Source organism: Testudinibacter sp. P27/CKL/0425 (genome assembly GCF_052931395.1).
Genome location: NZ_CM128801.1, coordinates 172981 through 198247, shown reverse-complemented (window position 1 = coordinate 198247; position 25267 = coordinate 172981). Strand labels below are relative to the sequence as shown.

21 protein-coding genes and 1 pseudogene are annotated in these 25267 nt (G+C 43.2%); 13 read left to right on the top strand and 9 right to left on the bottom strand.

What is annotated here, in order from left to right:
• The first annotated feature begins 24 nt into the window (after positions 1–24).
• Genes ACUHGC_RS01010 through ACUHGC_RS00995 form a run of 4 tightly spaced genes read left to right on the top strand, consistent with a single transcriptional unit; the run spans position 25 to position 4093 of the window.
• On the top strand, positions 25–1053 hold the full coding sequence (locus tag ACUHGC_RS01010) for a substrate-binding domain-containing protein (RefSeq protein WP_446833851.1): 1029 nt from the start codon (positions 25–27) through the stop codon (positions 1051–1053).
• A gap of 22 nt (positions 1054–1075) precedes the next feature.
• On the top strand, positions 1076–2338 hold the full coding sequence (gene mtnK, locus ACUHGC_RS01005) for an S-methyl-5-thioribose kinase (protein ID WP_446833850.1): 1263 nt from the start codon (positions 1076–1078) through the stop codon (positions 2336–2338).
• 2 nt (positions 2339–2340) lie between these two features.
• Complete coding sequence (gene mtnA, locus ACUHGC_RS01000) at positions 2341–3447, top strand: S-methyl-5-thioribose-1-phosphate isomerase (RefSeq protein ID WP_446833849.1); 1107 nt, start codon at positions 2341–2343, stop codon at positions 3445–3447.
• A gap of 1 nt (position 3448) precedes the next feature.
• Complete coding sequence (locus ACUHGC_RS00995) at positions 3449–4093, top strand: L-fuculose-phosphate aldolase (RefSeq protein ID WP_446833848.1); 645 nt, start codon at positions 3449–3451, stop codon at positions 4091–4093.
• Positions 4094–4165: 72 nt separating this feature from the next.
• On the opposite strand, the gene ACUHGC_RS00990 is transcribed toward ACUHGC_RS00995, so the two are convergent.
• Genes ACUHGC_RS00990 through rbsK form a run of 3 tightly spaced genes read right to left on the bottom strand, consistent with a single transcriptional unit; the run spans position 4166 to position 7427 of the window.
• Positions 4166–5182, bottom strand: coding sequence for an aldose 1-epimerase family protein (locus ACUHGC_RS00990; RefSeq protein ID WP_446833847.1), 1017 nt, complete (start codon positions 5180–5182; stop codon positions 4166–4168).
• Between the two features lie 15 nt (positions 5183–5197).
• Positions 5198–6490: an L-fucose:H+ symporter permease gene (gene fucP, locus ACUHGC_RS00985; RefSeq protein WP_446833846.1), complete on the bottom strand. Its 1293-nt coding sequence runs from the start codon at positions 6488–6490 to the stop codon at positions 5198–5200.
• Positions 6491–6506: 16 nt separating this feature from the next.
• The gene (gene rbsK, locus ACUHGC_RS00980) at positions 6507–7427 is read right to left on the bottom strand and encodes a ribokinase (RefSeq protein ID WP_446833845.1); all 921 of its coding nucleotides are present in this window, start codon (positions 7425–7427) and stop codon (positions 6507–6509) included.
• A gap of 160 nt (positions 7428–7587) precedes the next feature.
• Here rbsK and deoC point away from each other — a divergent pair, with 160 nt between their 5' ends.
• From deoC to rfaC, 3 genes are read left to right on the top strand one after another with little or no spacing between them, the layout of a single operon-like run.
• Entirely contained in the window at positions 7588–8262 is a 675-nt protein-coding gene (gene deoC / locus ACUHGC_RS00975) for a deoxyribose-phosphate aldolase (RefSeq protein WP_446833844.1), read from the top strand.
• 15 nt (positions 8263–8277) lie between these two features.
• Positions 8278–9036 carry a DNA-binding transcriptional repressor DeoR gene (deoR, locus tag ACUHGC_RS00970; protein WP_446833843.1) on the top strand — a complete coding sequence of 253 codons (759 nt, stop codon included), beginning with the start codon at positions 8278–8280 and terminating at the stop codon, positions 9034–9036.
• A gap of 29 nt (positions 9037–9065) precedes the next feature.
• Positions 9066–10049 (top strand): lipopolysaccharide heptosyltransferase RfaC, encoded by a 984-nt coding sequence (gene rfaC / locus ACUHGC_RS00965; RefSeq protein ID WP_446833842.1) that lies wholly within the window; start codon positions 9066–9068, stop codon positions 10047–10049.
• Here the strand turns inward: rfaC and xylB are convergent.
• Together xylB and xylA are read right to left on the bottom strand one after the other, a co-directional pair.
• Positions 10032–11481: pseudogene (xylB, locus tag ACUHGC_RS00960) on the bottom strand (xylulokinase). The gene rfaC and the pseudogene xylB sit on opposite strands and share 18 nt — an antisense overlap.
• Before the next feature lie 50 nt (positions 11482–11531).
• Positions 11532–12851, bottom strand: coding sequence for a xylose isomerase (gene xylA, locus ACUHGC_RS00955; RefSeq protein ID WP_446833841.1), 1320 nt, complete (start codon positions 12849–12851; stop codon positions 11532–11534).
• Positions 12852–13123: 272 nt separating this feature from the next.
• Between xylA and ACUHGC_RS00950 the strand changes: the two genes are divergently transcribed.
• The 5 genes from ACUHGC_RS00950 to hslU all read left to right on the top strand — a co-directional run bounded on the left by ACUHGC_RS00950 (position 13124) and on the right by hslU (position 19283).
• Positions 13124–14773 carry a family 43 glycosylhydrolase gene (locus ACUHGC_RS00950; protein WP_446833840.1) on the top strand — a complete coding sequence of 550 codons (1650 nt, stop codon included), beginning with the start codon at positions 13124–13126 and terminating at the stop codon, positions 14771–14773.
• A 13-nt stretch (positions 14774–14786) separates the two neighbouring features.
• Positions 14787–16034: an MFS transporter gene (locus ACUHGC_RS00945; RefSeq protein ID WP_446833839.1), complete on the top strand. Its 1248-nt coding sequence runs from the start codon at positions 14787–14789 to the stop codon at positions 16032–16034.
• Between the two features lie 120 nt (positions 16035–16154).
• Positions 16155–17336, top strand: a complete 1182-nt coding sequence (locus tag ACUHGC_RS00940) for a XylR family transcriptional regulator (RefSeq protein WP_446833838.1) — start codon at positions 16155–16157, stop codon at positions 17334–17336.
• A 71-nt stretch (positions 17337–17407) separates the two neighbouring features.
• A complete protein-coding gene (hslV, locus tag ACUHGC_RS00935; RefSeq protein ID WP_446833837.1) occupies positions 17408–17932 on the top strand; it encodes an ATP-dependent protease subunit HslV in 525 nt (174 codons plus the stop codon).
• A gap of 19 nt (positions 17933–17951) precedes the next feature.
• A complete protein-coding gene (gene hslU, locus ACUHGC_RS00930) occupies positions 17952–19283 on the top strand; it encodes an HslU--HslV peptidase ATPase subunit (protein ID WP_446833836.1) in 1332 nt (443 codons plus the stop codon).
• 153 nt (positions 19284–19436) lie between these two features.
• On the opposite strand, the gene ACUHGC_RS00925 is transcribed toward hslU, so the two are convergent.
• From ACUHGC_RS00925 to hemC, 4 genes are read right to left on the bottom strand one after another with little or no spacing between them, the layout of a single operon-like run.
• A complete protein-coding gene (locus ACUHGC_RS00925; protein WP_446833835.1) occupies positions 19437–20672 on the bottom strand; it encodes a heme biosynthesis HemY N-terminal domain-containing protein in 1236 nt (411 codons plus the stop codon).
• Between the two features lie 10 nt (positions 20673–20682).
• A complete protein-coding gene (locus tag ACUHGC_RS00920) occupies positions 20683–22377 on the bottom strand; it encodes a uroporphyrinogen-III C-methyltransferase (RefSeq protein ID WP_446833834.1) in 1695 nt (564 codons plus the stop codon).
• A 16-nt stretch (positions 22378–22393) separates the two neighbouring features.
• Complete coding sequence (locus tag ACUHGC_RS00915; protein ID WP_446833833.1) at positions 22394–23152, bottom strand: uroporphyrinogen-III synthase; 759 nt, start codon at positions 23150–23152, stop codon at positions 22394–22396.
• Positions 23153–23163: 11 nt separating this feature from the next.
• Positions 23164–24111, bottom strand: coding sequence for a hydroxymethylbilane synthase (gene hemC, locus ACUHGC_RS00910; RefSeq protein ID WP_446833832.1), 948 nt, complete (start codon positions 24109–24111; stop codon positions 23164–23166).
• 245 nt (positions 24112–24356) lie between these two features.
• Between hemC and oxyR the strand changes: the two genes are divergently transcribed.
• On the top strand, positions 24357–25262 hold the full coding sequence (gene oxyR / locus ACUHGC_RS00905; protein ID WP_446833831.1) for a DNA-binding transcriptional regulator OxyR: 906 nt from the start codon (positions 24357–24359) through the stop codon (positions 25260–25262).
• The last annotated feature ends 5 nt before the right edge of the window (positions 25263–25267 follow it).

The window sequence follows — 25267 nt, the reverse complement described above, 5'->3', positions numbered from 1 at the left end:
ACATAATTATTAATGGAGTTTAATATGAAAAATTTTTTATTAAAAAACATGATGTTCTTAATTTCGATAAGTGCTGCTAATGCAGTAGTAGCGAATGAGTTGGTGGATTTTAAGAGCAGAAATTTTAAAATTGCACATGTAAGATATTTGTCCCAAGGTGATTTTCCTGAGCAATATTTAAATGGTGTAAAAAAGCAGAGTAAAGAATTAGGTTTGAAATTAGATGTTTACGATGCCAGACAAGATGCAGCATTACAACGAAATCAACTAGAGCAAGTCATTATGAAAGGTTATGACGGTATTATTTTACAGCATGGGTTTACTGACTCATTAAAAGATTTAGCTGCTATTGCCGTGGAAAATGGGATTAAAGTAGTTGCTTTTGATGTTAATGCAGAAAATAAATATATTCCACAAATTAACCAAGGTGATCATGAAATTGCTAGATTGTCGTTATCTAAAGCAATTAAAGATAACGGTCAATCTTGGAAAGCTGCTTATGTATATGTGCCAGGTATCCCGCCTCTAGATCGCCGTGATGAAGTATTTACAGAATTTAAAAATATATATCCCGATATTAATGAAGTTGCCCGATTTGGCACCATGAATAATCCTATTCCGAATCAAGTAGCAGATCAAGCTGCGGCAGTTTTTAGAGCTAATCCTGATATTACAGTTGCATTCTCACCTTATGATGAATTTGCTAAAGGTATAAAAATTGCAGTTGATGAAGCTGGATTGAGTAATAAAGTCAGGATATATAGTGCGGATATTTCAAATTCAGATATTCAAATCATGCGAGAGCCGAACAGCGCTTGGGTAGCGACAGTGGCAACAAATCCAGCAATTATGGGAGAGGTGAGTGTGCGAGCATTGGCTAAATTGTTGAAAGGTGAGAATGTAGATTCTCAAGTTACAGTTCCCCCAGTATTGATTACACAAGAGATGCTTAATGAAAATAATATTAAAAACATTAGCGATCTTATAGAAAAAATTCCTGAGTTTAAATCTTCGGATGTTTTATTGGAAGATTGGATGAGAATAAAAAACTAACTTTATTGAAAGGAATGACGTTATGAATAATGAATCTACCTCATATTTTATTTTAAACTGTGAAAATATTGCCGATTACTTAATTAAAAAACTACCTAAAAATATTGATTTGGGTGGCGACTCTAACCATTGGAAAATTAGTGAAATTGGCGATGGGAATATAAACCTTGTTTTTGTTGTTTCAGGTGCTCAAAAAACGATTATTGTAAAACAGGCTATACCATATGTGAGAGCCGCAGGAGAAGGCTGGAAACTATCATTACAGAGAGCATTTTTTGAATATAATACATTGAAAATACAATACAATAATGTTGGAAGCAAATTAATTCCTGAGGTTTATTTCTATGATGATGTTATGGCAATATTTGCTATGGAATATATTCATCCACATATTGTATTAAGAAAAGAAATGATAAGTGGAAAGAAATTTAAAAATCTCTCTAATGATATCGGTGTTTTTTTAGCAAGAAATCTATTTTTTACCTCTGATATAGGACTTAATGCAGAAGATAAGAAAAAGCTAGTGTCTAAATTTTCACTAAATTATGAATTATGTAAGATAACAGAAGATCTGATTTTTACTGAGCCATATTTTAATGCGCCGAGAAACAACTGGTCAACACCATTATTAAAACAACAGATAAAATCTATTTGGGCTGATCATGATCTCATTAAGATTGCAATGAAGTATAAATATAAGTTTATGACAGAGTCTCAGGCTTTATTACATGGTGATTTGCATACAGGATCTATCATGGTTACATCTGAGTCAACGGTAATTATTGATCCTGAATTTGGGTTCATGGGCCCAATGGCTTTTGATATTGGAAATTATCTTGGTAATCTGATTATGTCATACTTTTCACAAAAATATTATATCAAAAATCAAGTTGATAGGATTGATTATTGTGAGTGGATTTTAAGTGAGATAACTAATACATGGAATGTGTTTGTTGATGAATTTACTCATTTGTGGAATAAAAAGAATCAAGGCGATGCTTATCCAATAGGAATCTATGACAAACAATTAACAGTTGACTTTCAAAAAGAATTTTTTAGAAATCTTTTTATTGATACGTTAGTCAATGCAGGGCTAGAAATTAATAGGCGAATTATTGGATTTGCAGGGGTAGCTGACTTGAAAAATATTTCTGATGAAAAGTTAAGAGCTGATTGCTGTAGTAAATCATTAAAAATAGGTTGCTATTTAATGTTGAATTCAAATGAATTTAACTCCATAAATTCGGTTGTTGATTATATAAGAGATTTTAGTGGGGAGCAGTAATTATGAAAATTAATGGAAAGTATTACAGAACAGTTTGGTTATCTGATGATAGTATAAGTATTAATATTATTGATCAAACGAAATTACCATTTAAACTTGATATTTTGAAATTATCGACAGTTGATGATGTGGCAAATGCGATTAAAGAGATGAATGTACGTGGAGCACCATTAATTGGTGCGACAGCTGCATATGGAATGGCAATCGCAATGCATCAAGATTCTTCAGATGAAAATTTAATGAGGACATATAACTTATTAATCAATACCAGGCCAACCGCAATTAATTTAAAATGGGCCTTAGATCGGTGTCTTACAGCACTTAAACTAGCATTAGTAAATAATCGCGTATCTCTGGCATATGCCTTAGCTGAACAAATCAGTAATGAAGATATTGAAATATGTAAATCCATAGGTAAGCATGGACTGAATGAAATTAAAAATATTTTAGATAAAAAGAAAGATAAATCGGTAATTAATATTTTAACACACTGCAATGCAGGCTGGCTTGCTACGGTAGACTGGGGAACTGCTCTTGCGCCGATTTATATGGCGCATGAGGCTGGTATTAACGTTCATGTTTGGGCTGATGAAACTAGACCACGCAATCAGGGAGGGTTGACCGCATTTGAATTGGGAGCGCATGGAGTGCCTCATACATTTATTGCGGATAATATTGGAGGGCATTTAATGCAGCATGGACTAGTTGATCTGTGTATTGTTGGCACTGATCGCACCACCGCTAGAGGTGATGTATGTAATAAAATAGGTACTTATTTGAAAGCACTAGCAGCCAAAGACAATAGTGTTCCATTTTATGTGGCGCTTCCATCTCCTTCTATTGACTTTACGGTTTATGATGGTGTGAAAGAGATTCCGATAGAGGAACGATCTGGTGATGAACAGGCCTATGTTTATGGATTAGATGAAAATCAGCAATTGAATAAAGTGCATATTATTCCGCAAGGTACTTCATGTGGAAATTTTGCATTTGATGTAACACCAGCGGAATTGATTACAGGTGGATTAATCACAGAACGTGGTGTTTGCGATGCTTCGGAACAAGGGCTAAATCAGCTATTTTCAGATTTAAAATCAAAAGGAAATTGATATGGAGCGATTGGATTTATCTCAAAAAATTATTTTCATTTATCAAGAAATGAATCGCTTAAAACTGAATCAAGGAACATCAGGTAATATCAGTTGTCGATTTGAAAATGGCATGCTGATTACCCCAAGTGGAATACCTAGTGATCAACTTATAGCAGAACAAATAGTCTTTATTGATAATAATGGACAGGTTGAACGAGATAAAATACCATCAAGTGAGTGGCACTTCCATTTGGCATGTTATCAAGCGAGACCCGAGTTAAATGCAGTAATTCATAATCATGCATTGTATTCAACAGCGGTTTCCATATTGAATAAGTCAATTCCAGCAATACATTACATGGTTGCTGTAAGTGGAGGAAGTGCCATTCCTTGCCTACCTTATGCTACTTTTGGTGGCCTAGAGTTATCAGAGATTGTTAGACAAGGAATTTGCTTATCGAAAGCTGTACTGCTGCAACATCATGGGGTAGTCTGTATGGAGAGTTCGCTTGAGAAAGCATTATGGCTCGCAAATGAAGTGGAGGTCTTGGCAAAGCAATATATGACTTTACTTAGTGTTAGTGATGCCGTACCTGTACTTTCTGAACAAGAAATGAAGATTGTGTTGAATAAGTTTAGTACTTATGGTTTAAAATCATCATAATGTTATTTTTTAATATCTAAAGCGTTAAATTTAAATAAAATTTAACGCTTTTTTAATGAAATATTAAATAGATTATATTTCAATTCCAGTCGTCACGGAAAAACAACGGCTTTCATTAGGTGCTAGTTTAATTAGCGTCCCACTTCTCTGCGCAGCCAAGTATCCTTCTGGCCTGCAAGTTGCAGGTAATACAAAGGCGCCGACCTGCTGATCCGCATTGTATAAAATCCAGCGAGTAGCATAATTAAATTGCTCTGAAGAGAATGTTGCTAAATAGGTGTGTCCATGTGGGGAGTGCACTCGGTATTCCAGATGTTTTTGATGTTGTTGTAAATTATCCATGAAAAAAACGATTTCAGGATTGTACATTTCATCATTGTCCAAATGGGTTAAAACATATTTTCCTTGCTTTATTTCATTGTTGAAAGCAAGCCATGCGGGTGTCGGTTGAACATGAGCGGGAATAGACTCTCGGAGCTGAATTACGGAATCTGGGATATTCTGCGTAAATTTCGCACCGTGTTCATAGCAGTAATTCATATGGCACATATATTGTAGCGGCATTTCGACACTGGCAAGATTGGTGACCTGCATTTGAATATCAAACAGACTACTATCTGGATAAATAATAACCTTTGGCTGAGCGGAATAATGATCCCCGAAACCTTTTACATATTCGTATTCTCCACAAACTGCAATATGATCATGCGCTAATTCAAGCCAAGCTTTATCCATACGAGCACAAGGCATTTCACCATGTAGAGGGTGAGAATCTTCCGGAGAGGGGCAACCATTGCGGATTAATCCCGAATGAAAACAGAAGCAGCCGTAGGTGTCGATAATTTCAGTACCGCACTTCGGTTCGGTGAACATATTTTTCATTTTTAGGCTGTGACCGTTAAAATTAGCATCCCAAATAATTTGTCCATAGAACGGGAGTATCGTCACAAATCCTTTACTATTACTCGCTTTTATTGCTTCAATACCAGATTGATATTTAAATCCCTCAACGATGATATTGTCGTTTTGTAATAGAATTTTTTTGTCTGTACCGAAGGACTCTTTAAACAAAGGAATGGTGCTTTTCATATTATTTTCCTCATATTAGTGGTTTTGGGCTTCGTTACGTTTTCCATAAAAATAGTAACCAACGTAAGCAAAACAGAAGAGCGGAACGATAAAAGCGTGTTGAATTGAACCAAGGGAGTCGGAAACCAAACCGTGAATAGCCGGCACAACTGCGGCACCAATGATTGACATGACGACAACAGCGCCGGCAACTTCTCGATGCTCTTGTTCAACGGTTCCTAATACCGAAGCATAAATGGTTGCCCAGCATGGGCCAAATAGAGCGCTGGCAAAGATAGCGGCGTACACTGCAGAAAAATCCGGGACAAAAGCCGTATAAGCCAGAGTGAATACACCTAATACTGAGTACCAAACCAACACCCAATTGGGTTTGAATTTTGTCATTAAGAAGTTAGCAATAAATTTGCCGATAAAGAAGCCGATAAAGCTATATACCATAAAATTAGATGCGTCGCGCTCATTCATATTGCTCAAATTCAGTGCTAAGCGAATAGTAAAAGACCAGACAGCAACCTGCATACCGACGTATAAGAATTGAGCGACAATCCCTTTTTTGAAAGCGCTATTTTTCAGTAGGTATTTTAGGGTATCCATAAAATGGACATCTTGTTTATTATCTTCTTTTGCTGATTTACATTTTGGAAATTGCGTGATCAAAAACAGGAATGTGACGGCAATCAGGACAAAAATCAGATATTTGTAAGGCTGCAAAGTATGTTGCAGCATTGCTAATTTAAAATCATGTAATTGTTCCGGAGTCATGCCGATCATCTGTTCTTCCAATGTGGCGCCTTCTTGGAAAATTAGATATTTACCGAGGAGGATCCCGAAAATTGCCCCGATTGGATAGAAAGTTTGGCTAATATTTAAACGGAGCGTGGCATAATCTTTATGCCCGATCATTGAGCTGTAAGTATTAGCGGATGTCTCTAGAAAGCTTAATCCTATGGCGATTGAGAATATTGCAGCTAAAAACATCGTATAAGTCGCCATGTGTGAGGCAGGATAGAACATCATACAACCACCGATATATAATGTAAGCCCAATCAAAATGGCGATTTTATAGCTGGTTTTTTTAATCACCAATGATGCGGGTATCGCAATCAGAAAGTAACCACCATAAAAGGCACTTTGTACCAGCGCGCTCGCAAAATCGCTGAGTGTAAAAACGCTTTTAAATTGAGTGATGAGGATATCGTTTAGGCTGGCGGCGGCGCCCCATAGAGGGAATAAGCACGATAACAAAATAAATTGAAATAGAGGTGTTCTGTTAAGATAGCCGTCAGGCATTTGGATAATGTTTTTCATAATATATTCCTTATTCTCAAAGAGAATTCTGTTTAAAAAATTCAAATTCAGACTGGCTTGGGTAAGAAGACTGTGTACCTTTTCCGGTGACACTACAGGCGGCAAATAAGGAAGCCTCTTTCATCGCCATCAATACATCACCGGTTTGGATATAGTGGTGGGCAAAGCAGCCGATAAACGCATCGCCTGCACCACTGGTATCAATCGCTTTTACTTTATAAGATGGAATATGAGTGATCTGATCATGATGCAACCAAATAGCGCCTTTTTCGCCCAATGTGACGATGAGGTTTTTTAGTCCTTTATCGAGTAAAGAGCGGGCGGCAGCTTGAATCTCAGTCATGTCATTCACAGGCATTCCGGTTAAGATTTCTAATTCGGTTTCGTTCGGCATAAAGAAGTCGCACTTACAGGCATATTCTAAGGACAGCGCTTTACTAGCCGGAGCGGGGTTTAAAATGACTTGGATATCATGACGATTAGCGAAATCAATGGCGTAATAAACGGTCTCCAGCGGGATTTCCAGCTGTAAGATAATTAATTTACACTGTTTTAGTTGATCGGCTGCCCGATCAATATCTTTCGAACTTAAGTGTGCATTTGCACCTTTGATAATCAAAATGCGATTTTGTGAGCTAGAGTCGACAAAAATAGGGGCGACACCACTGGAAACTCCTTCCACTTTTTCAACGTATTGAGTATCAACGCCATATTGTTTGAAATTATTAATGGTATTATCTGCAAAAACATCATCTCCGACTTTTGATAACATCATCACTTTTGCCCCCAATTTTGCGGCGGCAATTGCCTGATTTGCCCCTTTACCACCACATCCCATATGGAAATTAGGCGCTTCGAGTGTTTCCCCGGCTTTTGGCATTTGATCAACATAAGTAATCAAATCGACCATATTTGAACCAATAACAGCGATATCCATAGTATTACTCCTTTGTTAAAATAAAAACATTTAAATCTAAAATTAGTTTATAATAATAAAAATGTTAAAAAAGTTACATCGATCACAGATTTTAAATTAAATCCGGATATGATATGAAAAAGCCATACTTTGTTCGATTTTATATTCAATAGGAGAAAAAATGAACGTTAAAAACATAGCCAATATGATTGATCACACCGCATTAACAAGCGATAAATCAGAATCTGACATTCAGACACTCTGCCAGGAAGCTATTTCAAATGGATTTTATTCAGTCTGTATCAATGCGTGCCACATTCCACTCGCAAAGGCATTACTGATAGATAGCAATGTTAAAATTTGCACAGTGGTGGGTTTTCCATTGGGGGCTACCTTATCGACAGTGAAAGCATTTGAAGCAGCAGAGGCGATTCGTGTTGGTGCTGGCGAGATTGACATGGTGATCAATATAGGCTGGGTCAAATCAAATAAATGGCAGGAAGTGAAGCAAGATATCCAAGCGGTGCTAACAGCTTGTAATACAACTCCGCTTAAGGTGATTTTGGAAACTTGCTTATTGACGGATGATGAAATTGTCAGACTGTGCGAAATTTGTCGGGATCTTAATGTCGCGTTTGTAAAAACCTCAACTGGATTTAATACCGGTGGGGCAACGGTCAAAGATGTTGTGCTTATGCGAAAAACGGTGGGTGATGAGATTGGTGTTAAGGCCTCAGGCGGAGTAAGAGACATACAAACCGCGTTGTCAATGATTGAGGCTGGGGCAACTCGGTTGGGAACCAGCTCGGGTGTTGCCATTGTGAATGGATTGCAGGATAATCACTCGAGCTATTAAAGAGTAGGAGTCGGTGTGGATACAAAAACAAATTCTCGAATTCAACAGTTGGAATTTTTGTTGAAACAAATGGATAAAATACATTTGCGTGATGCAGCGGGTATTTTAAATGTTTCTGAAATGACAATTCGTCGGGATTTAAGTACAGAGCCTGGCTCCTTGGTCTTGCTTGGTGGCTACATCGTTAAAGATCCTCAACGAGCGAATGAAAATGGTTATTTTATTTTTGAACAACAGAGTAAGAACATTGCTCAAAAAATGCAGATTGGTAAATTAGCCGCGGAGCAGATTAAGGAAGGTGATGTTGTTTTCTTCGATTGTGGCTCCACCATTCCTTTTATTGCATCACAAATTAGTGATTCACTCACGTTTACCGCACTTTGCTGTTCGATCAACACGTTTATGGCTTTACAAGAGAAAAATCGATGTAAGCTGATTTTATGTGGTGGAAGTTACTCTCGAGATAACTCTTTTTTAGATTCGATTACAATACAAAATGAGTTGGATGTAGTATGCCCTAACAAAGCCTTTATTTCTGCTGCTGGTGTTCATCATCAGAAAGGCATTACCTGCTTTAATTTTAATGAGGCAAGGGTGAAAATCAAAGCGATGCAGAAATCACAGTATAATATTTTGATATTTGATGACAGTAAAATCAATAAAGTACAGCAAGCTTATGTGGGTGAAATAGATCAATTTGATCTCATGATTTGTAACACATCGTTGCCAGGAAATTTTTCGCAAACGACGTTACCGTCCCTGTTATGTAAGTAATGAAAGACTCAGGATTAATAAAATCTGATATGAAACTCTGCCTGATCAAAACCTCCTCCATGGGTGATGTTCTGCACACCTTGCCTGCGCTCACCGATGCGCAGCGTGCCATACCGTACTTGGCGGTGGATTGGGTGGTGGAAGAGCATTTTGCGGAGATCCCACTGTGGCATTCGGCGGTGAAGCGGGTGATTCCGATTGCGCTACGCCGTTGGCGCAAAAGCCCGTTTCAAGCGCAAGTGCGGTCGGAATGGCGACAATACCGCACTTTACTGCAAGCAACAAACTATGATGCGGTGATTGATGCGCAAGGCTTGGTGAAAAGTGCGGTGTTTGCCACCCGTTTAGCGCACGGCGAAAAACACGGCTATGATTGCCGCTCAATTCGTGAACCGCTCGCCAGTTTTTTTTATGATAAAACCTATGCGATCAGCTATCAGCAGCACGCCGTGGAACGGATTCGACAGCTGTTTGCGTTAAGCCTTGGCTATGCCCTGCCCGATGAAAAAGGCGATTACGCCATTGCCCGCCATTTTTTGCAGCCGTCTTCATTGCAATCAGCCGACACAGCACAACCGCCTTATCTGGTGTTTATTCACTCTACCACCCGTGATGACAAACACTGGGCGGAAAGCGCATGGCGTGAATTAATTGCGCTAACCGCACCACTGGGCTATCAAATCCGCCTGCCGTGGGGTAACGAGCAAGAGCGGTTGCGCGCCGTGCGATTGGCACAGGGCTTCGCCCACGTTGACGTGTTGCCGAAAACCACCCTTTCACAGATCGCCCAGCAACTCGCCCACGCCAAAGCGGTGGTGTCGGTCGATACCGGGCTGGCACACCTCACCGCAGCTCTCGATAAACCCAACATCACCCTCTACGGCGCTAGCGATCCGAAACTGATTGGCAGCTACGGCAAAAATCAAACCGCACTTGCTGCCAAGAGTATGGCGGAGATTCGTGCTGAGCAGGTGATGGCGAGGTTGCAGCCTCTGTTAGAGCACCCCTTTTAACCGCTGATATAATTCCGTAAAGGTTGCTCTTTTGGCTCGGTAGTAAGCCTGTTTGTCCGGATTCGGGGTATAGACCTGTTCCAATTCCAACGGTGGACAAAAATCCGCAATATCTTTATCGGGATTAAGGGCGATTTGGGCGAGTTTTGCCGCACCGAGTGCAGGGCCGACATCGCCGCCTTTGCGATATTCAAAGGTTTTTCCGCTAATATCGGCGAGCAGTTGTCGCCAGTAGTGGCTTTTTGCGCCGCCGCCGATGAGGGTGATGTTGTCGGCTTGCACACCGCTGTCATGCAACACATCAATACTTTGCGCAAGGGCAAAACTCACCCCTTCAACCACTGCTTTCGCCAATGCCGCCTGTGTGCTGTTGTGGTCCATTCCCCAGAACACGCCTTTGGCATAAGGATCGTTATGCGGCGTTCGTTCGCCTGAGAGGTAAGGCAGGAAAATCACATTGGAATCATCGCTGTGCTGTTCGGCTAAGGCAAAGAAACGGTTAATATCGCTAATTCCCAATACCTCGTTTGCCCAATCAATGCACGATGCGGCGCTAAGGATCACCGACATCAAATGCCAACGCTGCGGCAGGGCATGGCAGAAACTGTGCACTGCTTTTTCAGGATTACTGACAAATTTATCGGTTACCACAAAATACACGCCCGATGTGCCGAGCGACAGCATCGCTTGACCCGCTTTATATAAGCCGACCCCGATTGCTCCAGCGGCATTATCGCCACCACCAGCGATGACCGGAATGGGATCCATTCCCCACTGTTCAGCGATTTCCGGCGATAAAACAGCGGAAATTTGATTACCCTCTCGAAGTTCAGGCATCTGCTCCAGCGATAAACCGCAAGCGGCAAGCAGCGGTTCGTTCCATGCACGTTTGGCGACATCTAACCACATCGTGCCTGCGGCGTCAGACATATCGGAGACATAATCGCCGGTCATTAACAGGCGGATATAATCTTTCGGCAACAAGACTTTGTGGATTTGGCTAAACAGGTTTGGTTGATGTTTTGCCAACCAATTTTAATTTCGGTGCGGTAAATCCGGGCATCATTAAATTGCCAGTGATTTGGCGAGAGTCAGGCACTTGTTGTTCTAATTCGGCACACTCCGCAAAACTGCGCCCGTCATTCCATAAAATAGCAGGATACAGTACATGGTTTTGTTGATCGAGCACAACCGCCCCGTGCATTTGTCCAGTCAGCCCGATGGCTTTGATCTGTTTGAGATCATACTGGCTTTTTAATGCCTGAATACTGGTTTGAATGGCTTGCCACCATTCTGCCGGATTTTGCTCCGACCAAAGTGGCTGTGGGCGACTGATGCTAAGTGCGGTCGAATGGGTGGCGAGAAGGGTTTGTTGTTCGTCTAATAAGACCAGTTTGACACCCGAAGTGCCTAAATCAATACCGAGATACATATTACACTCCGTAGAAAGGCGGGGTAATCAAGATTACCCCGAATAGGATTTTATTTATAGATATAGCGGGTTACCATATTTTCCAATAACTCTTGATGTCCGGAGACCGGTTGCGGCGCAAGCTGCTTGGTTTCAACCAACTGTGCCAGATCGGCTAACGAGGTTTTGCCGCTCAGAATTGATTGCCCCAGTTCGCCATTCCAGCCACTGTAACGTTGATCAACAATGCTTTGTAATTGTTGATCTTCAATCATGTTCGCAGCAATTAATAACGACTGTGCCAGAACATCGATTCCGCCGATATGCGCATAGAACAGATCGTATTTATCAATGCTTTGACGTCTGATTTTCGCGTCAAAGTTAAAACCTCCGGTGGTCAGCCCGCCGGCTTTCAAAATTTCATACATCACCAGTGCATTTTCTTCAATGCTGTTAGGGAATTGATCGGTGTCCCAGCCTAATTGCGGATCGCCACGGTTGGCATCAATCGAGCCGAGAATTCCCAGTCCTACCGCACTTGCCACTTCATGTTGGAAAGTGTGCCCCGCCAAGGTAGCGTGGTTGGCTTCAATATTGACTTTAATTTCGTTTTCCAATCCGAATTGTTTCAAGAAACCGTACACGGTTGCCACATCGTAATCGTATTGATGCTTAGTCGGCTCTTGCGGTTTCGGTTCAATCAGCAAAGTGCCGTTGAAGCCGATTTTGTATTTATGTTCGACAACCAGCTGCATAAAGCGACCGAGTTGCTCACGCTCCCGTTTTAAATCGGTGTTGAGCAGGGTTTCATAGCCTTCTCGCCCACCCCAGAGAACGTAGTTTTCACCGTTGAGTTTTTGGGTGGCGTTCATGGCGTGAAAAACTTGGGTGGCGGCACAGGCAAACACTTCCGGATTCGGGTTGCTTGCTGCTCCTGACATATAGCGTGGATTGGTGAAACAGTTTGCCGTTCCCCACAATAATTTAATGCCGGTTTGCGCTTGTTTTTCTGCCAAAATATCGACAATGGTAGAGAAATTGTGGATATATTCTTTAAAAGAGTTGCCTTCAGGCGCAATATCAACATCATGGAAGCAGTAATAAGGCACGTTGAGCTTTTTGATAAATTCAAACGCAATATCGGCTTTTTGTTTCGCGGCATCTAGCGGAGTTGCATTTTTTTGCCAAGGGCGATCCAACGAACCGCTGCCGAACATATCAGTACCGTTCCAGCAGAAGGTGTGCCAATAGCAAACCGCCAAGCGCAAATGTTCCGCCATGGTTTTCCCCAAAACCACACGTTCTGGATCGTAGTAACGATAAGCTAACGGATTGGTGCTGTCTTTTCCCTCAAATTTGATGCTCTCAATATTTTCAAAATAATTAGTCATGCTCTTTCTCCTGTCTGAGTCTATTTTCACTTCGGAATAAAAGATAAATGCTAGGGGGAGAAGGGGGCAATTATGTTATTTTGTTTATGGATTAAGATAATTGTTTGTTGTGAATCAAATCACAAAAAAGAAAAAACATAATAGCATTGAAAAATCTGATAATTGAACTCCTTAGATAACATCAGCAAACTGAAAGCGTATAAGGCAATAGCTTCTTTCGTTATACGATGTGAATATCCAAAATAAAATTCATAAATAAAAGGCGGTTAGAGATGGCTTATTTTACAAACCCAGTGATTCCCGGAATGGCTCCGGATCCTTCAATCATCAGAGTTGATGATACTTATTATATTGCGACTTCAACATTTCACTGGAATCCGGCTATCCAAATTTTTGAATCTAAAGATTTGGTTAACTGGACATTAGTGGATTATGCGCTAAAAAAAGATGAGGTAAATTTAAGGGGCTGTAACACTTCGGCAGGGATTTGGGCACCGCACTTATCTTATGATAAAAAAACACAACGCTATTGGATTGTTTATTCTCATATGCTGAATATGGCAGGAAGAGAGTTCAATGCGGACAATTATGCAATCTACGCAGACAGTATTCATGGACCATGGTCAGAACCGTTATTTTTGACCTCAATAGGGTTTGATCCGGCGCTCTATCATGATGAAAACGGTAAATCTTATCTCAGCATCTTAGAGTGGGAAACTCGGCAGGGATACCAAGCTCCAGGGCATATTGTCATTGCGGAAGCGAATTTAAATCAAGGTGGAATCATCGGTGAATGGCATCGTATTTGCCAAGGATTTACCACCAGAGGTTGTGCCGAAGCGCCACAGTTATATAAACACAATGACTATTATTACTTGCTAATTGCCGCAGGCGGTACAGGTTACGGTCATGGCATTGAAATAGGGCGGGCTAAGAATATATTTGGTCCTTACGAGCCACATCCGTCAAAAGAGCCGATTGTTACTTCATCACCTAGACACTTATTTTCACTGGGTGATCCTGATGCCGGGCATTTTGAGATGTACAACCCGTTATCGCCAATGCAAAAAGCGGGGCACGGATCGTTGGTAGAAACAGTAAACGGTGAATGGTATATCGCGCATTTGATGTCGAGACCTTTGCCTGATCAATTGCTTAATCCTCTAGGCAGAGAAACCTCAATTCAAAAGATGAAATGGAGTGATGATGATTGGTTGGTTATGGCTGACGGTTCAACATTGGCTAAAATGGAGTTTGAAGGGATTTCCGGCTTAGAAATTAAGCAGAAGATCAATCAAGATATTGAGGACAATTTCACCGATCATTATGATTTGCGATTTATGACACCTTATAGAACTCAAAATAGTCATTGGGTGAATACATCTGAAAGACCTGGCTATTTACGTATTCGCGGTGAAAATTCATTTTTCTCACAAAATAACCCGGCAATAATGGCAACCAGAGCCACTTCATTTGATTATCAGATTGAAACTAAATTAGAGTTTTTCCCTAATCATTATTCCGAAACGGCAGGAGTAGGGCTTTATTATGATTCAAACAACAGGATCTATCTATGCTTAACTTACGCAGAAGAAACATCAGAAACTGTTTTAACAATTCTACAAGCGAAGCTTGGTTGCCGAATAGAATATCCACATCACCGCATATCAATGCCTAAAGGCGTTGTTGAGTTGAAAATTGAATATAAATATGGGAATTCAACATTATTTTATAAGTTAGATAATGATTGGGATATTTTAATTCAAGATATTGATGTCTCTTATTTGTCTGATGAGGGGGTTAATGGTGAACCCGGAGAAATTGGCGGATTTACAGGGTTATTTAACTTTATTGGTTCGGTTGATGCACACCAACATGATTCATATGCAGATTTTGAATATTACAAAATAAAAAATAACTAATGGAGAATTTATTATGAATAAAACGATACCGTTAAGACGATTAGTTCCGGGATTGATTATTGGACCGGCATCATGGTTAGGACCGTATATTGTTGCAGTAAGCCTTTTTTTGCCGGCATTGATTCAGGAGATTGATGCTGAAAATAAAGTACAGCTTTTAGCACTGTTTTCCACTTGCGGTATGATTGTTGCTTCGATTTCAAATATGGTTGCAGGCTATTTATCAGATAGAACCTATTCAAAATATGGGAAAAGAACACCTTGGTTAGTAGGCGGAGCAGTGTTTTTTATGATCGCGATGATTTTAGCATCTTATGCGAAATCAATAGGCTTTTTACTCGCGGCGTGGATGTTGGGACAAGTTGCGTTAAATTTTATTGTCGCACCAATGGTTGCATGGCTCGATTCAGCTCCTGAAGAAGGAAAAGGGACTGCCTCAGGTGCATACGGTGGATTGGGTATGGCACTTGGTAATAATGGCTTTAGTATTTTTGGTGCGATGTTTTTAGGGCAATTCAGACTAGGGTTCATTATTTTTGGCGTGATCACGGTTATCGGAACACTATTAGCGGCTTATATCGTCAAAGAGCCTTCTAATTTAGATGAGAAAGATAATGCAGGAATTAATAAGCTAAAACACGAGGAAAGTAGCTCACTTAAAAATATTCTGAAAGCTTTTCCAAGTTGGAGTGTTGGTAGAGATTATTACTTGGCATTAATTGGTAAAATATTTCAGGGGATAGGGAACTTTGCAATCGTTGGTTATTTTCTCTATATTATGACTGACTTTATGGGGAAAGATACACAAGGCGCACAGACATCAATACAAATAGTCAATATGATTATGTTAGTATTCGGTATTATGATGGGATTTTTGGCAGGTCCTTTATCTGATAGATATAAAACACTCAAATACCCAGTTGCATTATCAACGATTTTATTAGCAGTAGGCGCTTTAAGTATCTATTTGTTAAGAAATGACCTTAGTATTTGGATCTATGGATTTGCGGCAGGATTGGGTATGGGAATCTGGAATTCACTCGATAATTTGTTAAATTTAAGAGTGATTCCAGACAAAAAACAAGTGGCATTCTTTTTGGGAGTTTATAACTTAGGTAATACGTTGACTCAAGCATTTGCACCAATTATAGCTTCATTTGTTATTTCTCAATTTGATTTTTCTGCCATATTTATTGTTTCATTTACTTTCGCATTATTAGGCGGTATTTGTATTTTATCAATACGCTCAGTAAGGCGCTAATTAGGTGATTTATTTTATCTATAACCAAGGGCTGTCCATTCATTTGGCAGCCCTTTTCTTTATCAGCGTTTTATTCTATAGTTGGCAGACATTTAATTGTTTGACTGAAAGGATCGTCTCATGAGCGCGGAGTATCATCGCATCGCCCTGCTTTTTAATGCCAATAAGGTTTACGACCGAGAGGTGATGGAGGGCGTTGGTGAATATATTCAAGCCTCACTCTGCCATTGGGACGTATTTTTGGAAGATGATTTTATTCACCGCGAACAGCAGTTTGACCTCAATTCGGTCGATGGGATTATTGCCGATTTTGATAATCCGCTGCTGGCGGAGCAGTTGGCGCAGCATTCGATTCCGATTGTGGCGGTGGGCGGTTCTTATCATAACCCAGATGATTATCCGCAAAATATTCCGTATGTCGCGACGGATAACCGCGCGCTGATTGAAATGGCGTTTGAACACTTAAGAAGCAAGGGATTGAATCATTTTGCGTTTTATGGTGTGCCGAGTGACAGCCGCCGTCACTGGTCGGAAGAGCGGCGCTTTGCGTTCGAGCAATTAATGCGGGCGAACCACTATGACAGCCATGTTTATTTAGGGCATGAAACCCGTCAAGAAAATTGGCAGCTTTCGCAACAAGAGTTGAATTGCTGGATCCGCTCTTTGCCCGAACACACCGGGATTATTGCGGTCACCGATGCCAGAGCGCGCCATTTATTGCAAACCTGTGAGAACCTCAACATCGCTATTCCTGAGCAGCTTTGTATTATCGGAATTGATAACGAGGAGCTGATCCAATATTTTTCCAGAGTGTCGCTATCATCGGTGTTGCAAGGCACCAAGGCAATGGGCTATCAAGCGGCTAAAATCTTGCAAAATATGCTGCAAGGCAAGCGGGTGAAAACCGAGCCGTTACTGATTCCGCCGGTGCGCATCGAGGAGCGAGCCTCGACGGACTATCGCTCAATTCATGATCCGCTAGTGATTCAAGCTATGCACTATATCCGTTTGCACGCCTATTCAGGGATTAAAGTCGAACAAGTTCTGGATTATGTGAAAGCATCGCGCACGAATTTAGAGAACCGCTTCAAATTGGAATTGGGCAAAACCATTCACCAAGTGTTGCATGAGGAAAAAATTGCGCGCGCGCAAAAATTGCTGGTGTCAACCTCGATTTCTATCCATGAAATTTCCGAAATGTGCGGCTACCCTTCAATCCAATATTTCTATTCGGTATTTAAAAAAGAGTACCGCTACACCCCGAACGAATACCGTCAGCAATACAGCAAGAAAGCAGGCTAACGAATTTCCCCCTTGAAACCGCACTTTTCATCTCCATATAACTCTCATTGAGATAAAAGATGAGGTGATTTATGACCACGATAGTAAGTGTACGTCGTAACGGACAAGTGGTTGTCGGCGGCGATGGACAGGTTTCTTTAGGGAACACAGTAATGAAAGGCAATGCACGCAAGGTGCGCCGTTTGTATCATAATAAAGTATTAGCAGGCTTTGCCGGTGGTACGGCAGATGCGTTCACACTATTTGAGCTGTTTGAACGCAAATTGGAAATGCATCAAGGGCATTTGTTGAAAAGTGCGGTTGAACTGGCGAAAGAGTGGCGCACCGACCGTGCGCTGCGTCGTTTGGAAGCGATGTTGATCGTGGCGGACGAAACCGAATCGCTGATCATCACCGGCAACGGTGATGTGGTGCAGCCGGAAGATAATATTTTGGCAATCGGGTCAGGCGGCAACTATGCGATGTCGGCAGCACGGGCGTTGTTGGAAAACACCGAACTGTCAGCGCGTGAGATTGTGGAAAAATCGCTGAAAATTGCCGGTGATATTTGCGTATTCACCAATTTGAATCAAACTATCGAGCAGTTGCCCGAATAAATCAAGATAAGGAAAAATCATGTCTGAGGTGACTCCTCGCGAAATTGTATCCGAGCTGGATCAACATATTATCGGTCAAAACGATGCCAAAAGAGCGGTGGCGATTGCGTTGCGTAACCGCTGGCGCAGAATGCAGCTCGATGAAGCGCTGCGCTATGAAGTGACGCCAAAAAATATTTTGATGATCGGTCCGACCGGTGTCGGGAAAACTGAAATTGCCCGCCGTTTGGCAAAATTGGCAAACGCACCGTTCATTAAAGTGGAAGCGACCAAATTCACCGAAGTGGGCTATGTCGGCAAGGAAGTGGATTCGATTATCCGCGATCTCACCGACGTGGCGATGAAGCTGGTGCGTCAAACCGAAATTGATAAAAATCGTTATCGTGCGGAAGAAATGGCGGAAGATCGGATTTTAGATATTCTGTTGCCGCCGGCGAAAAACAGCTGGGGCGCGGAAGAGGAAGCCGATAAACAAAGCGGCACGCGTCAGGTGTTCCGCAAAAAATTGCGTGAAGGGCAGCTGGACGATAAAGAGATTGAAGTCGATGTTGCTTCTGCCTCGGTCGGCGTGGAAATTATGGCGCCGCCGGGCATGGAAGAGATGACCAACCAGCTGCAATCGATGTTCCAAAATATGTCGAGCGGAAAAACCAAAAAACGCAAAATGAAAATCAAAGATGCGTTGAAAATTTTAACCGAAGACGAAGCGGCGAAGCTGATTAATCCGGAAGAGCTGAAACAAAAAGCGATCGAAGCCACCGAACAGCACGGCATCGTGTTTATCGACGAAATCGATAAAATCTGTAAACGTGGCGAAAGCTCAGGCCCTGATGTTTCGCGTGAAGGCGTGCAACGTGATCTATTGCCGTTAGTCGAAGGCAGCACCATTAATACCAAACACGGTATGGTGAAAACCGATCACATTCTGTTTATTGCTTCCGGCGCATTTCAGGTGGCGCGCCCGTCGGATTTAATTCCGGAATTGCAAGGGCGTTTGCCGATTCGGGTAGAATTGAGTGCATTAAGCAGCAAAGATTTTGAGCGGATTCTAACCGAGCCGAATGCGTCATTGACCCAGCAATATAAAGCGCTAATGGCAACCGAAGGCGTGGACGTGGAATTTACTGAAGATGCGGTGGCGAAAATCGCCGAAGCGGCATTCCGTGTGAATGAGAAAACCGAAAATATCGGTGCCCGCCGTCTGCATACGGTGTTGGAACGCTTAATGGATAAAATTTCGTATGACGCCAGTGAAATGTCGGGGCAGAGCGTGAAGATCGATTCTACCTACGTCAGCACCGCACTTGGCGACATTATTGAAGATGAAGATTTGAGTCGCTTTATTCTTTAAGTATTTCGGCTCAGCCATAAGCAAACGGTTTGTTAGCAATAACAAGCCGTTTTTTATCTTGCTTGATTTATTTTGTCAAAGTGCGGTTGAGAGATTTCTGCCGATAAAAAAGCCCGCTTGAATATTCAAGCGGGCTTGGGTAGAGAATGTCGTTTAAACCGGAACGACCGCACTTTTCTGGGTGTGCAATAATTGCTGGAAGCTTTTCTCACGAATACGCTGCGCTTCGATATTTTCGCCCAACTGCTCATACACATAGGCGGCTACGCTATAGTCTTCAGCTTTGGTTGCCGCCGGATGTTGCAACACATTATCAAGGTAGATTTTAGCTTGCTTAAATTCGTTTTGGCGCAATACCAGATAACCTAAAGTGCGGTTATAAGCAAGTTGCAGCTCGCTATCGTTGCAGTTCGCCAACTGTTTTTCTAAAATCTTAATCAATTTATTGCTGTTTTCAGTCTGTAAGTAAGCCAATGACTGTAGTAGTGTTAATCGATCTGCCTTGCCGTCGACTTTTTTAATCGCTTCTAATGCGATTTCGTAAGCTGACTCATGGTCGTTAGCGGCAATCAAGCGCTTGACCATGCCGGTTTTGGCATATAGATCGTTGTGGCGTTTGCGGCTCTGTTGTTCCCACCATGCCAGCAAGCCGTCCACGCCTTCCTCATTCAGCTTCTCATCTTGCAAACCGTCTTCGATTTGGCGGCGCAGTTGTTGCAATTTTTCCTGACTGTAATTCAGCTTGTTCTCCACTCGTCCGAACAGTTCGTCCAGCGAGGTGTAGGCTTTGGATTGCAGGTAAATATCGACTGCCAAGCGCAACACTTCCGGATTATACGGCGCGAGCAGCAGCAAACTGTCGATCGAGCTGCGCGCGGCGGACAATTTGCCTTGCTGCAGCAGGATGCGGGTGCGTGCCAGTTCAACCACGAGATTATCGTTGCCAGCTAGTTTTGTCGCTTCGATCAAATATTTATTGGCGCTAAACTCATCGCCTTTTTGTTGCGCGGCTTCGGCGGCTTTGATGAAGTTCAACACCGGTTCAGTGGCGTGTTTGGCGTTTTTGCCGATCAATTTTTCCGCTTTGGCGTAATCGCCCTCGTCCATTTTGATTAAACCGGCGAGGGTTTGTTTTTCCGCTTTCAGACGTTTACGGCGAGAAAACCAGCCGTAAGTGCTTTTATTCAAACTGCAAAAACGAGAAATTGCCGCTTGCACTAAATACACCACTGCTAGCGATAATACAAAGATGATCACCAGCGTCGGGATCGTCATTTCAATATCGTGGTTGGCGGTGGAAATCAGTACATAGCCTTGTTTGCCGGAAAGATAGGGCCCTGCGACTAATCCCGCCAATAAAATCAACATTAAAAACAGAACTTTAAACATAAGCTAGCTCCTATTGTGCCGATTCAGTGGTTGGTGCGGCGGGAGTGGCGGCGTCACTGCCGGCATTCGCTTCGGTGGCGCTTTCAGCCGGTTGGGCTTCGGTTGTTGCTTCAGCTGAGGTGCTTTCGGTTTTTGCCGCTAGGTTTTCTGAGGCGTTGTCAGTCACCGTTGCCGGTGTGCTGTTTTCACTGCTTGGTTGTTCGCTGACGGGTTCAGCTGCAATTTTCGGCTCAGTTTTTGGCTCGACTGCTTTGGCTTCAACCGGTTTTTCTTCCGCCGCTTTTTCTTCTGCCGCTTTTTCCTCAGCTGCTTTTTCTTCGGCGGCTTTAGCTTTTGCCGCTTCGGAGCTGGAGAATTGTTCCAAAGTGCGGTAGTCGCGGTTTAACAGCGTACCAATCGCCAACCAAGATTGCAGTTGTTGCGGCGCATTAACATAAATCGACTGTTCTTTCAGTTGATCCACTTGTTGCAGGAATTGCTGCACCGAATAATCATCGGTGTCAAAATAGCTGCGCACCCAGCTGGCAACCGAATTTAACGACTGTTTATACACTTCGTTTTGTTGACGCGGCACCGCAGAAAGGGCGACTTGCAAACTTAAACGGATATTCTCTTTCAAGAACACGTCTTGATCCGGCGCTAGCAATTCCGGGCGGTTTTGGTCTTTCTTGCGCACTTGAATAAAGTGAGAAAGGAATGACGAGGCGCTTTTTTCCAGATTTTGCTGCCAATCTTCGATTGATTCGCTGACTTCGGCGCTGGCTTTATGGCTTGGATTTAACGCCAAGACTTTCAGGTTGTCGACCTGTGAAACCAGCAGGCTCAATTGCGACATGATCAGATCTTGATCGACTTCATTGATATTTTGCAATTGAGTCAAATCGTTGCCGATCGCGGTGCGAATCGACAGTGCTTGCGAATTGGAAACTTGTTGCAGCGTTTGATTGGCGGCTTGCAGTAGCGTTACCACGGTTTCAATGTCGTTATCCAACACTAACTTACGCTGTGCATTGGTCAGCAGGAAATCGGCTTCCGACATCAGCCAGTCGTTTGGTTCGGATTTGTTATTAAAGCTGAGTTTATTCAACTGATTGCGCAGTTCGCTGTTTTCGGTTTTTTGCAGATCTAGTGCCGCTGCCAGTTGTTGCAGTTCACGCTGAGTTTGCTGCACGGCTTTCTGTTGCGCAGCTTGCAATTCGCCGAATTGGGCTTTCAGGGCTTCCGCACCGTTGTCTTGAACAACGGCAGGCGCTTGTGGTGCAGCGGGTGCAGTTTGGTTTTGCAACTTCGCCAGTTCGGAGGAGAGCGTCGTCACTTGCTGCTCAACCGCACTTAGTTGTTGGGTGCCCCAGAAATAACCACCTACGCCGACGCCTAACGCAATTAAAATCGCCAACAATGACAAGCCTTTGCCGCCACCGGAAGGGGATTTTTCTGCCGGTTGGTTGCGTGCGGTGCGCTCGTTAGTTTCTGGTTTGACCGCACTTTTCGCATTGTCAGCCGCTTTTTTATCTAACGGTTTGTTTTCCACACCGGATTTGCCTGCTTTAGTTTCGGGTTCCGTTTTAGGCGCCGGTTTTTTATTGACTGCAGTTTTCGCACCGACAGTTGCAGAGGCTTTTTCAGGCTGCTGCGGCGTTTCAGGGGTGACGGCGGTATTTTTTTCAAGATCCGCACGGTTCTCTGGTGTTTGTTGTTCACTCATATTTATCCTACCTCTGCTAATTCAATTCGTTTTTTAATGACAATAGCGTCTCTAAGATCGATGCGTTATCCGCGCGCGCGGTTTGGGTCACTTTTTCCCAACCGTATTCTTTGGCTAAGTGAGCAATGCGCGGACTAATGGCAATCAAATGGCATTGAGTCAACCAATTATGGTCATTTTTCGGCACAAATTCCACTAAATAGCGCAAAATTTCGTTACTGGTGACGACGATCGTGTCGATACCAGCGCGTTTCCAGATGCTAATTTGTTGAATATTATCATATTCTTTAGGAATGCGCTGATAACATTCTAAAATCTCAAGATTGGCGCCTTTGGCAGCCGTTTGTTGACGAAACAGGTCACGTCCGCCGTTGCCGCGCAAGATCAAAATCGTTTTATTTTCCAGCTGTTGCATCTGCGGCAATGCCAGCAAGCCTTCGCTGTTTTCTTGTGGATAAGGATACTGAACCGCCTGTTCGGCAACGGCGCTCAGATATTCCGCACTGCGCCGCCCGACGGTGAAATAGTGTAAATCGGCGCGCCAGTGTAAGCCGACGTTGCGTAATACTTGATCGGCATATTGAATCGCATTTTTTGAGACGGCGAAAACATAATCACCACTTTGCAATTGTTGCAGCCGTTGTGGCAGTTGGTTCAGATCGCCGCCTTTGTCAATGCCGAATAGCGGTGCGTAGAGCGTGGCGAAGCCTTGCTGATTCAGCAATTTGCAAAGGGCTTCGCCATTGGGTTCGGGACGGGTTACCAGAATAGCCATTGCGTTTTCCGTTAGTGGGTTTCAGGTTGAGTATGATAAACGGCTTGTAAAATCTGCCCGGCGCCTTGTGCCAATAATTGTTCGGCGACGGCGATCCCCAATTGTTCAGCGTCCTCAACCGCACTTTGCCCTTCGGCACGCAGAATTTGTGAACCGTCAGGATTGGCAACCAGTGCTTTTAACTGAATCTGGCGCTCATCGAGCAGGGTGGCGAAGCCGGCAATCGGCACTTGGCAGCCGCCTTGTAAATGGCGGTTCATCGCCCGTTCGGCGCTGACGCAATAATGGGTCGGCAAGTGTTGCAGCGGCTGTAATAATTGGTTGATTTGGTCATCGTCAATTCGGGTTTCAATCCCCAGTGCGCCTTGTCCGGCGGCAGGCAGCGATTGCTGATAGCTGATCAGTGAACGAATGCGCTGGTGCAGACCTAAGCGTTTTAATCCGGAGGCGGCAAGGATAATCGCGTCATAGTCGCCGTTGTCCAACTTGCTTAATCGGGTGCCGACATTGCCGCGCAGAGAGGTGATCTGTAAATCGGGGCGCAGCGCTTGCAGTTGCGCTTGGCGGCGCAGGCTGGACGTGCCGACCACCGCGCCTTGCGGCAGTTGTTCAAGTGCGGTATAGGCATTGGAAACAAATGCATCATGCGGATCTTCACGCTCGCAGATTACGCTTAGCCCTAACCCTTCGGGAAATTCCATCGGCACATCCTTCATCGAATGCACCGCTAAATCGGCGCGTCCTTCCAACAATGCCAACTCTAACTCTTTGACAAACAACCCTTTGCCGCCGATTTTCGCCAGCGGGGTATCCAAAATAATATCGCCTTTGGTCACCATCGGGATCAGCTCAATTTGGCGATCGGGATACAGGCTTTGCAAACGGGATTGGATAAAATTTGCCTGCCACAGCGCAAGCGGGCTTTGTCTGGTCGCAATTCGAATGGTCTTTTTCATCATGATTTTATATATTATTTTGTCAGCGGTTGCAGAGAAACAGAGGCTTAATCCTATCATTGTTATGCTAAATTGTCAGCGATTCGAACGGGATTCAGCATGATTTATCAGCGATTTTCCTCACAGAATCGGGAATTTTCGCTATTTTGCGTCGTTTTAAACTATTTAAACTAAAAAGTTGACCGAGAAAGAGACGGAATGGATTATAATCATTTCTATTTTATGACATCAATTGATAGAGGCTTATTGTGAATATTCGGGATCTGGAATATTTGGTTGTATTATCGGAATATAAGCATTTTCGTAAGGCGGCGGATGCTTGCCACGTCAGCCAGCCGACCTTAAGCGGGCAAATCCGCAAACTGGAAGATGAATTGGGCATTTTGTTGCTGGAAAGAACCAGCCGTAAAGTGTTGTTCACCCAGTCAGGAATGTTGCTGGTGGAGCAGGCGCGCAAGATTTTGCTTGAAGTGCAGATTTTCCGTGAAATGGCGAGCAATCAGGGCAAAGAGATGAGCGGGCCGCTGCACATCGGGGTGATCCCGACGTTAGGGCCGTATCTGCTGCCTTGTATGCTGCCGGTATTGGAGCAAGACTTCCCCGATTTAGAACTGTATCTCTACGAAGCCCAAACCCAAACCTTGCTGGAAAAACTGGAAATGGGGCAGCTGGATTGTGCCATTTTGGCGCAGGTGCCGGAAACCGGTAACTTTATCGAAGTGCCGATGTTTAAAGAAAAAATGATGTTGGCGGTGTCGCCGAAGCATCGCTGGGCAAGTGAATCGTCGCTGCCGTTGAGCGTGTTGAAAGATCAGGAAATTCTAATGTTGGACGACGGGCACTGCCTGCGTGAACAGACGTTGGATTACTGTTTCACTGCCGGCGCGCGCGAAAACAGCCATTTTCAGGCGACCAGTTTGGAAACTTTGCGCAACATGGTGGCGGCAAATACCGGCGTGACGTTAATGCCGCGCTTGGCGATCATTAATGAAGGCAGCCGTCAAGGGGTGGAGTACATTCCGTTTAGCGAGCCGGAGCCGTATCGCAGCGTGATTTTGGTCTATCGTCCGGGATCGCCGTTGCGCGCCCGTTATGAGCGGATTGCCAAAATCATTCAAGCGGCGGTGGCGCCGATGTTGTCCGAACAGGAATAATCGAG

Coding starts and splice junctions, on each gene's coding strand:
- ACUHGC_RS01010 (WP_446833851.1), top strand. CDS start 25: ATGAAAAATTTTTTATTAAAAAACATGATGTTCTTAATTTCGATAAGT.
- mtnK (WP_446833850.1), top strand. CDS start 1,076: ATGAATAATGAATCTACCTCATATTTTATTTTAAACTGTGAAAATATT.
- mtnA (WP_446833849.1), top strand. CDS start 2,341: ATGAAAATTAATGGAAAGTATTACAGAACAGTTTGGTTATCTGATGAT.
- ACUHGC_RS00995 (WP_446833848.1), top strand. CDS start 3,449: ATGGAGCGATTGGATTTATCTCAAAAAATTATTTTCATTTATCAAGAA.
- ACUHGC_RS00990 (WP_446833847.1), bottom strand. CDS start 5,182: ATGAAAAGCACCATTCCTTTGTTTAAAGAGTCCTTCGGTACAGACAAA.
- fucP (WP_446833846.1), bottom strand. CDS start 6,490: ATGAAAAACATTATCCAAATGCCTGACGGCTATCTTAACAGAACACCT.
- rbsK (WP_446833845.1), bottom strand. CDS start 7,427: ATGGATATCGCTGTTATTGGTTCAAATATGGTCGATTTGATTACTTAT.
- deoC (WP_446833844.1), top strand. CDS start 7,588: ATGAACGTTAAAAACATAGCCAATATGATTGATCACACCGCATTAACA.
- rfaC (WP_446833842.1), top strand. CDS start 9,066: ATGAAACTCTGCCTGATCAAAACCTCCTCCATGGGTGATGTTCTGCAC.
- xylA (WP_446833841.1), bottom strand. CDS start 12,851: ATGACTAATTATTTTGAAAATATTGAGAGCATCAAATTTGAGGGAAAA.
- ACUHGC_RS00950 (WP_446833840.1), top strand. CDS start 13,124: ATGGCTTATTTTACAAACCCAGTGATTCCCGGAATGGCTCCGGATCCT.
- ACUHGC_RS00945 (WP_446833839.1), top strand. CDS start 14,787: ATGAATAAAACGATACCGTTAAGACGATTAGTTCCGGGATTGATTATT.
- ACUHGC_RS00940 (WP_446833838.1), top strand. CDS start 16,155: ATGAGCGCGGAGTATCATCGCATCGCCCTGCTTTTTAATGCCAATAAG.
- hslV (WP_446833837.1), top strand. CDS start 17,408: ATGACCACGATAGTAAGTGTACGTCGTAACGGACAAGTGGTTGTCGGC.
- hslU (WP_446833836.1), top strand. CDS start 17,952: ATGTCTGAGGTGACTCCTCGCGAAATTGTATCCGAGCTGGATCAACAT.
- ACUHGC_RS00925 (WP_446833835.1), bottom strand. CDS start 20,672: ATGTTTAAAGTTCTGTTTTTAATGTTGATTTTATTGGCGGGATTAGTC.
- ACUHGC_RS00920 (WP_446833834.1), bottom strand. CDS start 22,377: ATGAGTGAACAACAAACACCAGAGAACCGTGCGGATCTTGAAAAAAAT.
- ACUHGC_RS00915 (WP_446833833.1), bottom strand. CDS start 23,152: ATGGCTATTCTGGTAACCCGTCCCGAACCCAATGGCGAAGCCCTTTGC.
- hemC (WP_446833832.1), bottom strand. CDS start 24,111: ATGATGAAAAAGACCATTCGAATTGCGACCAGACAAAGCCCGCTTGCG.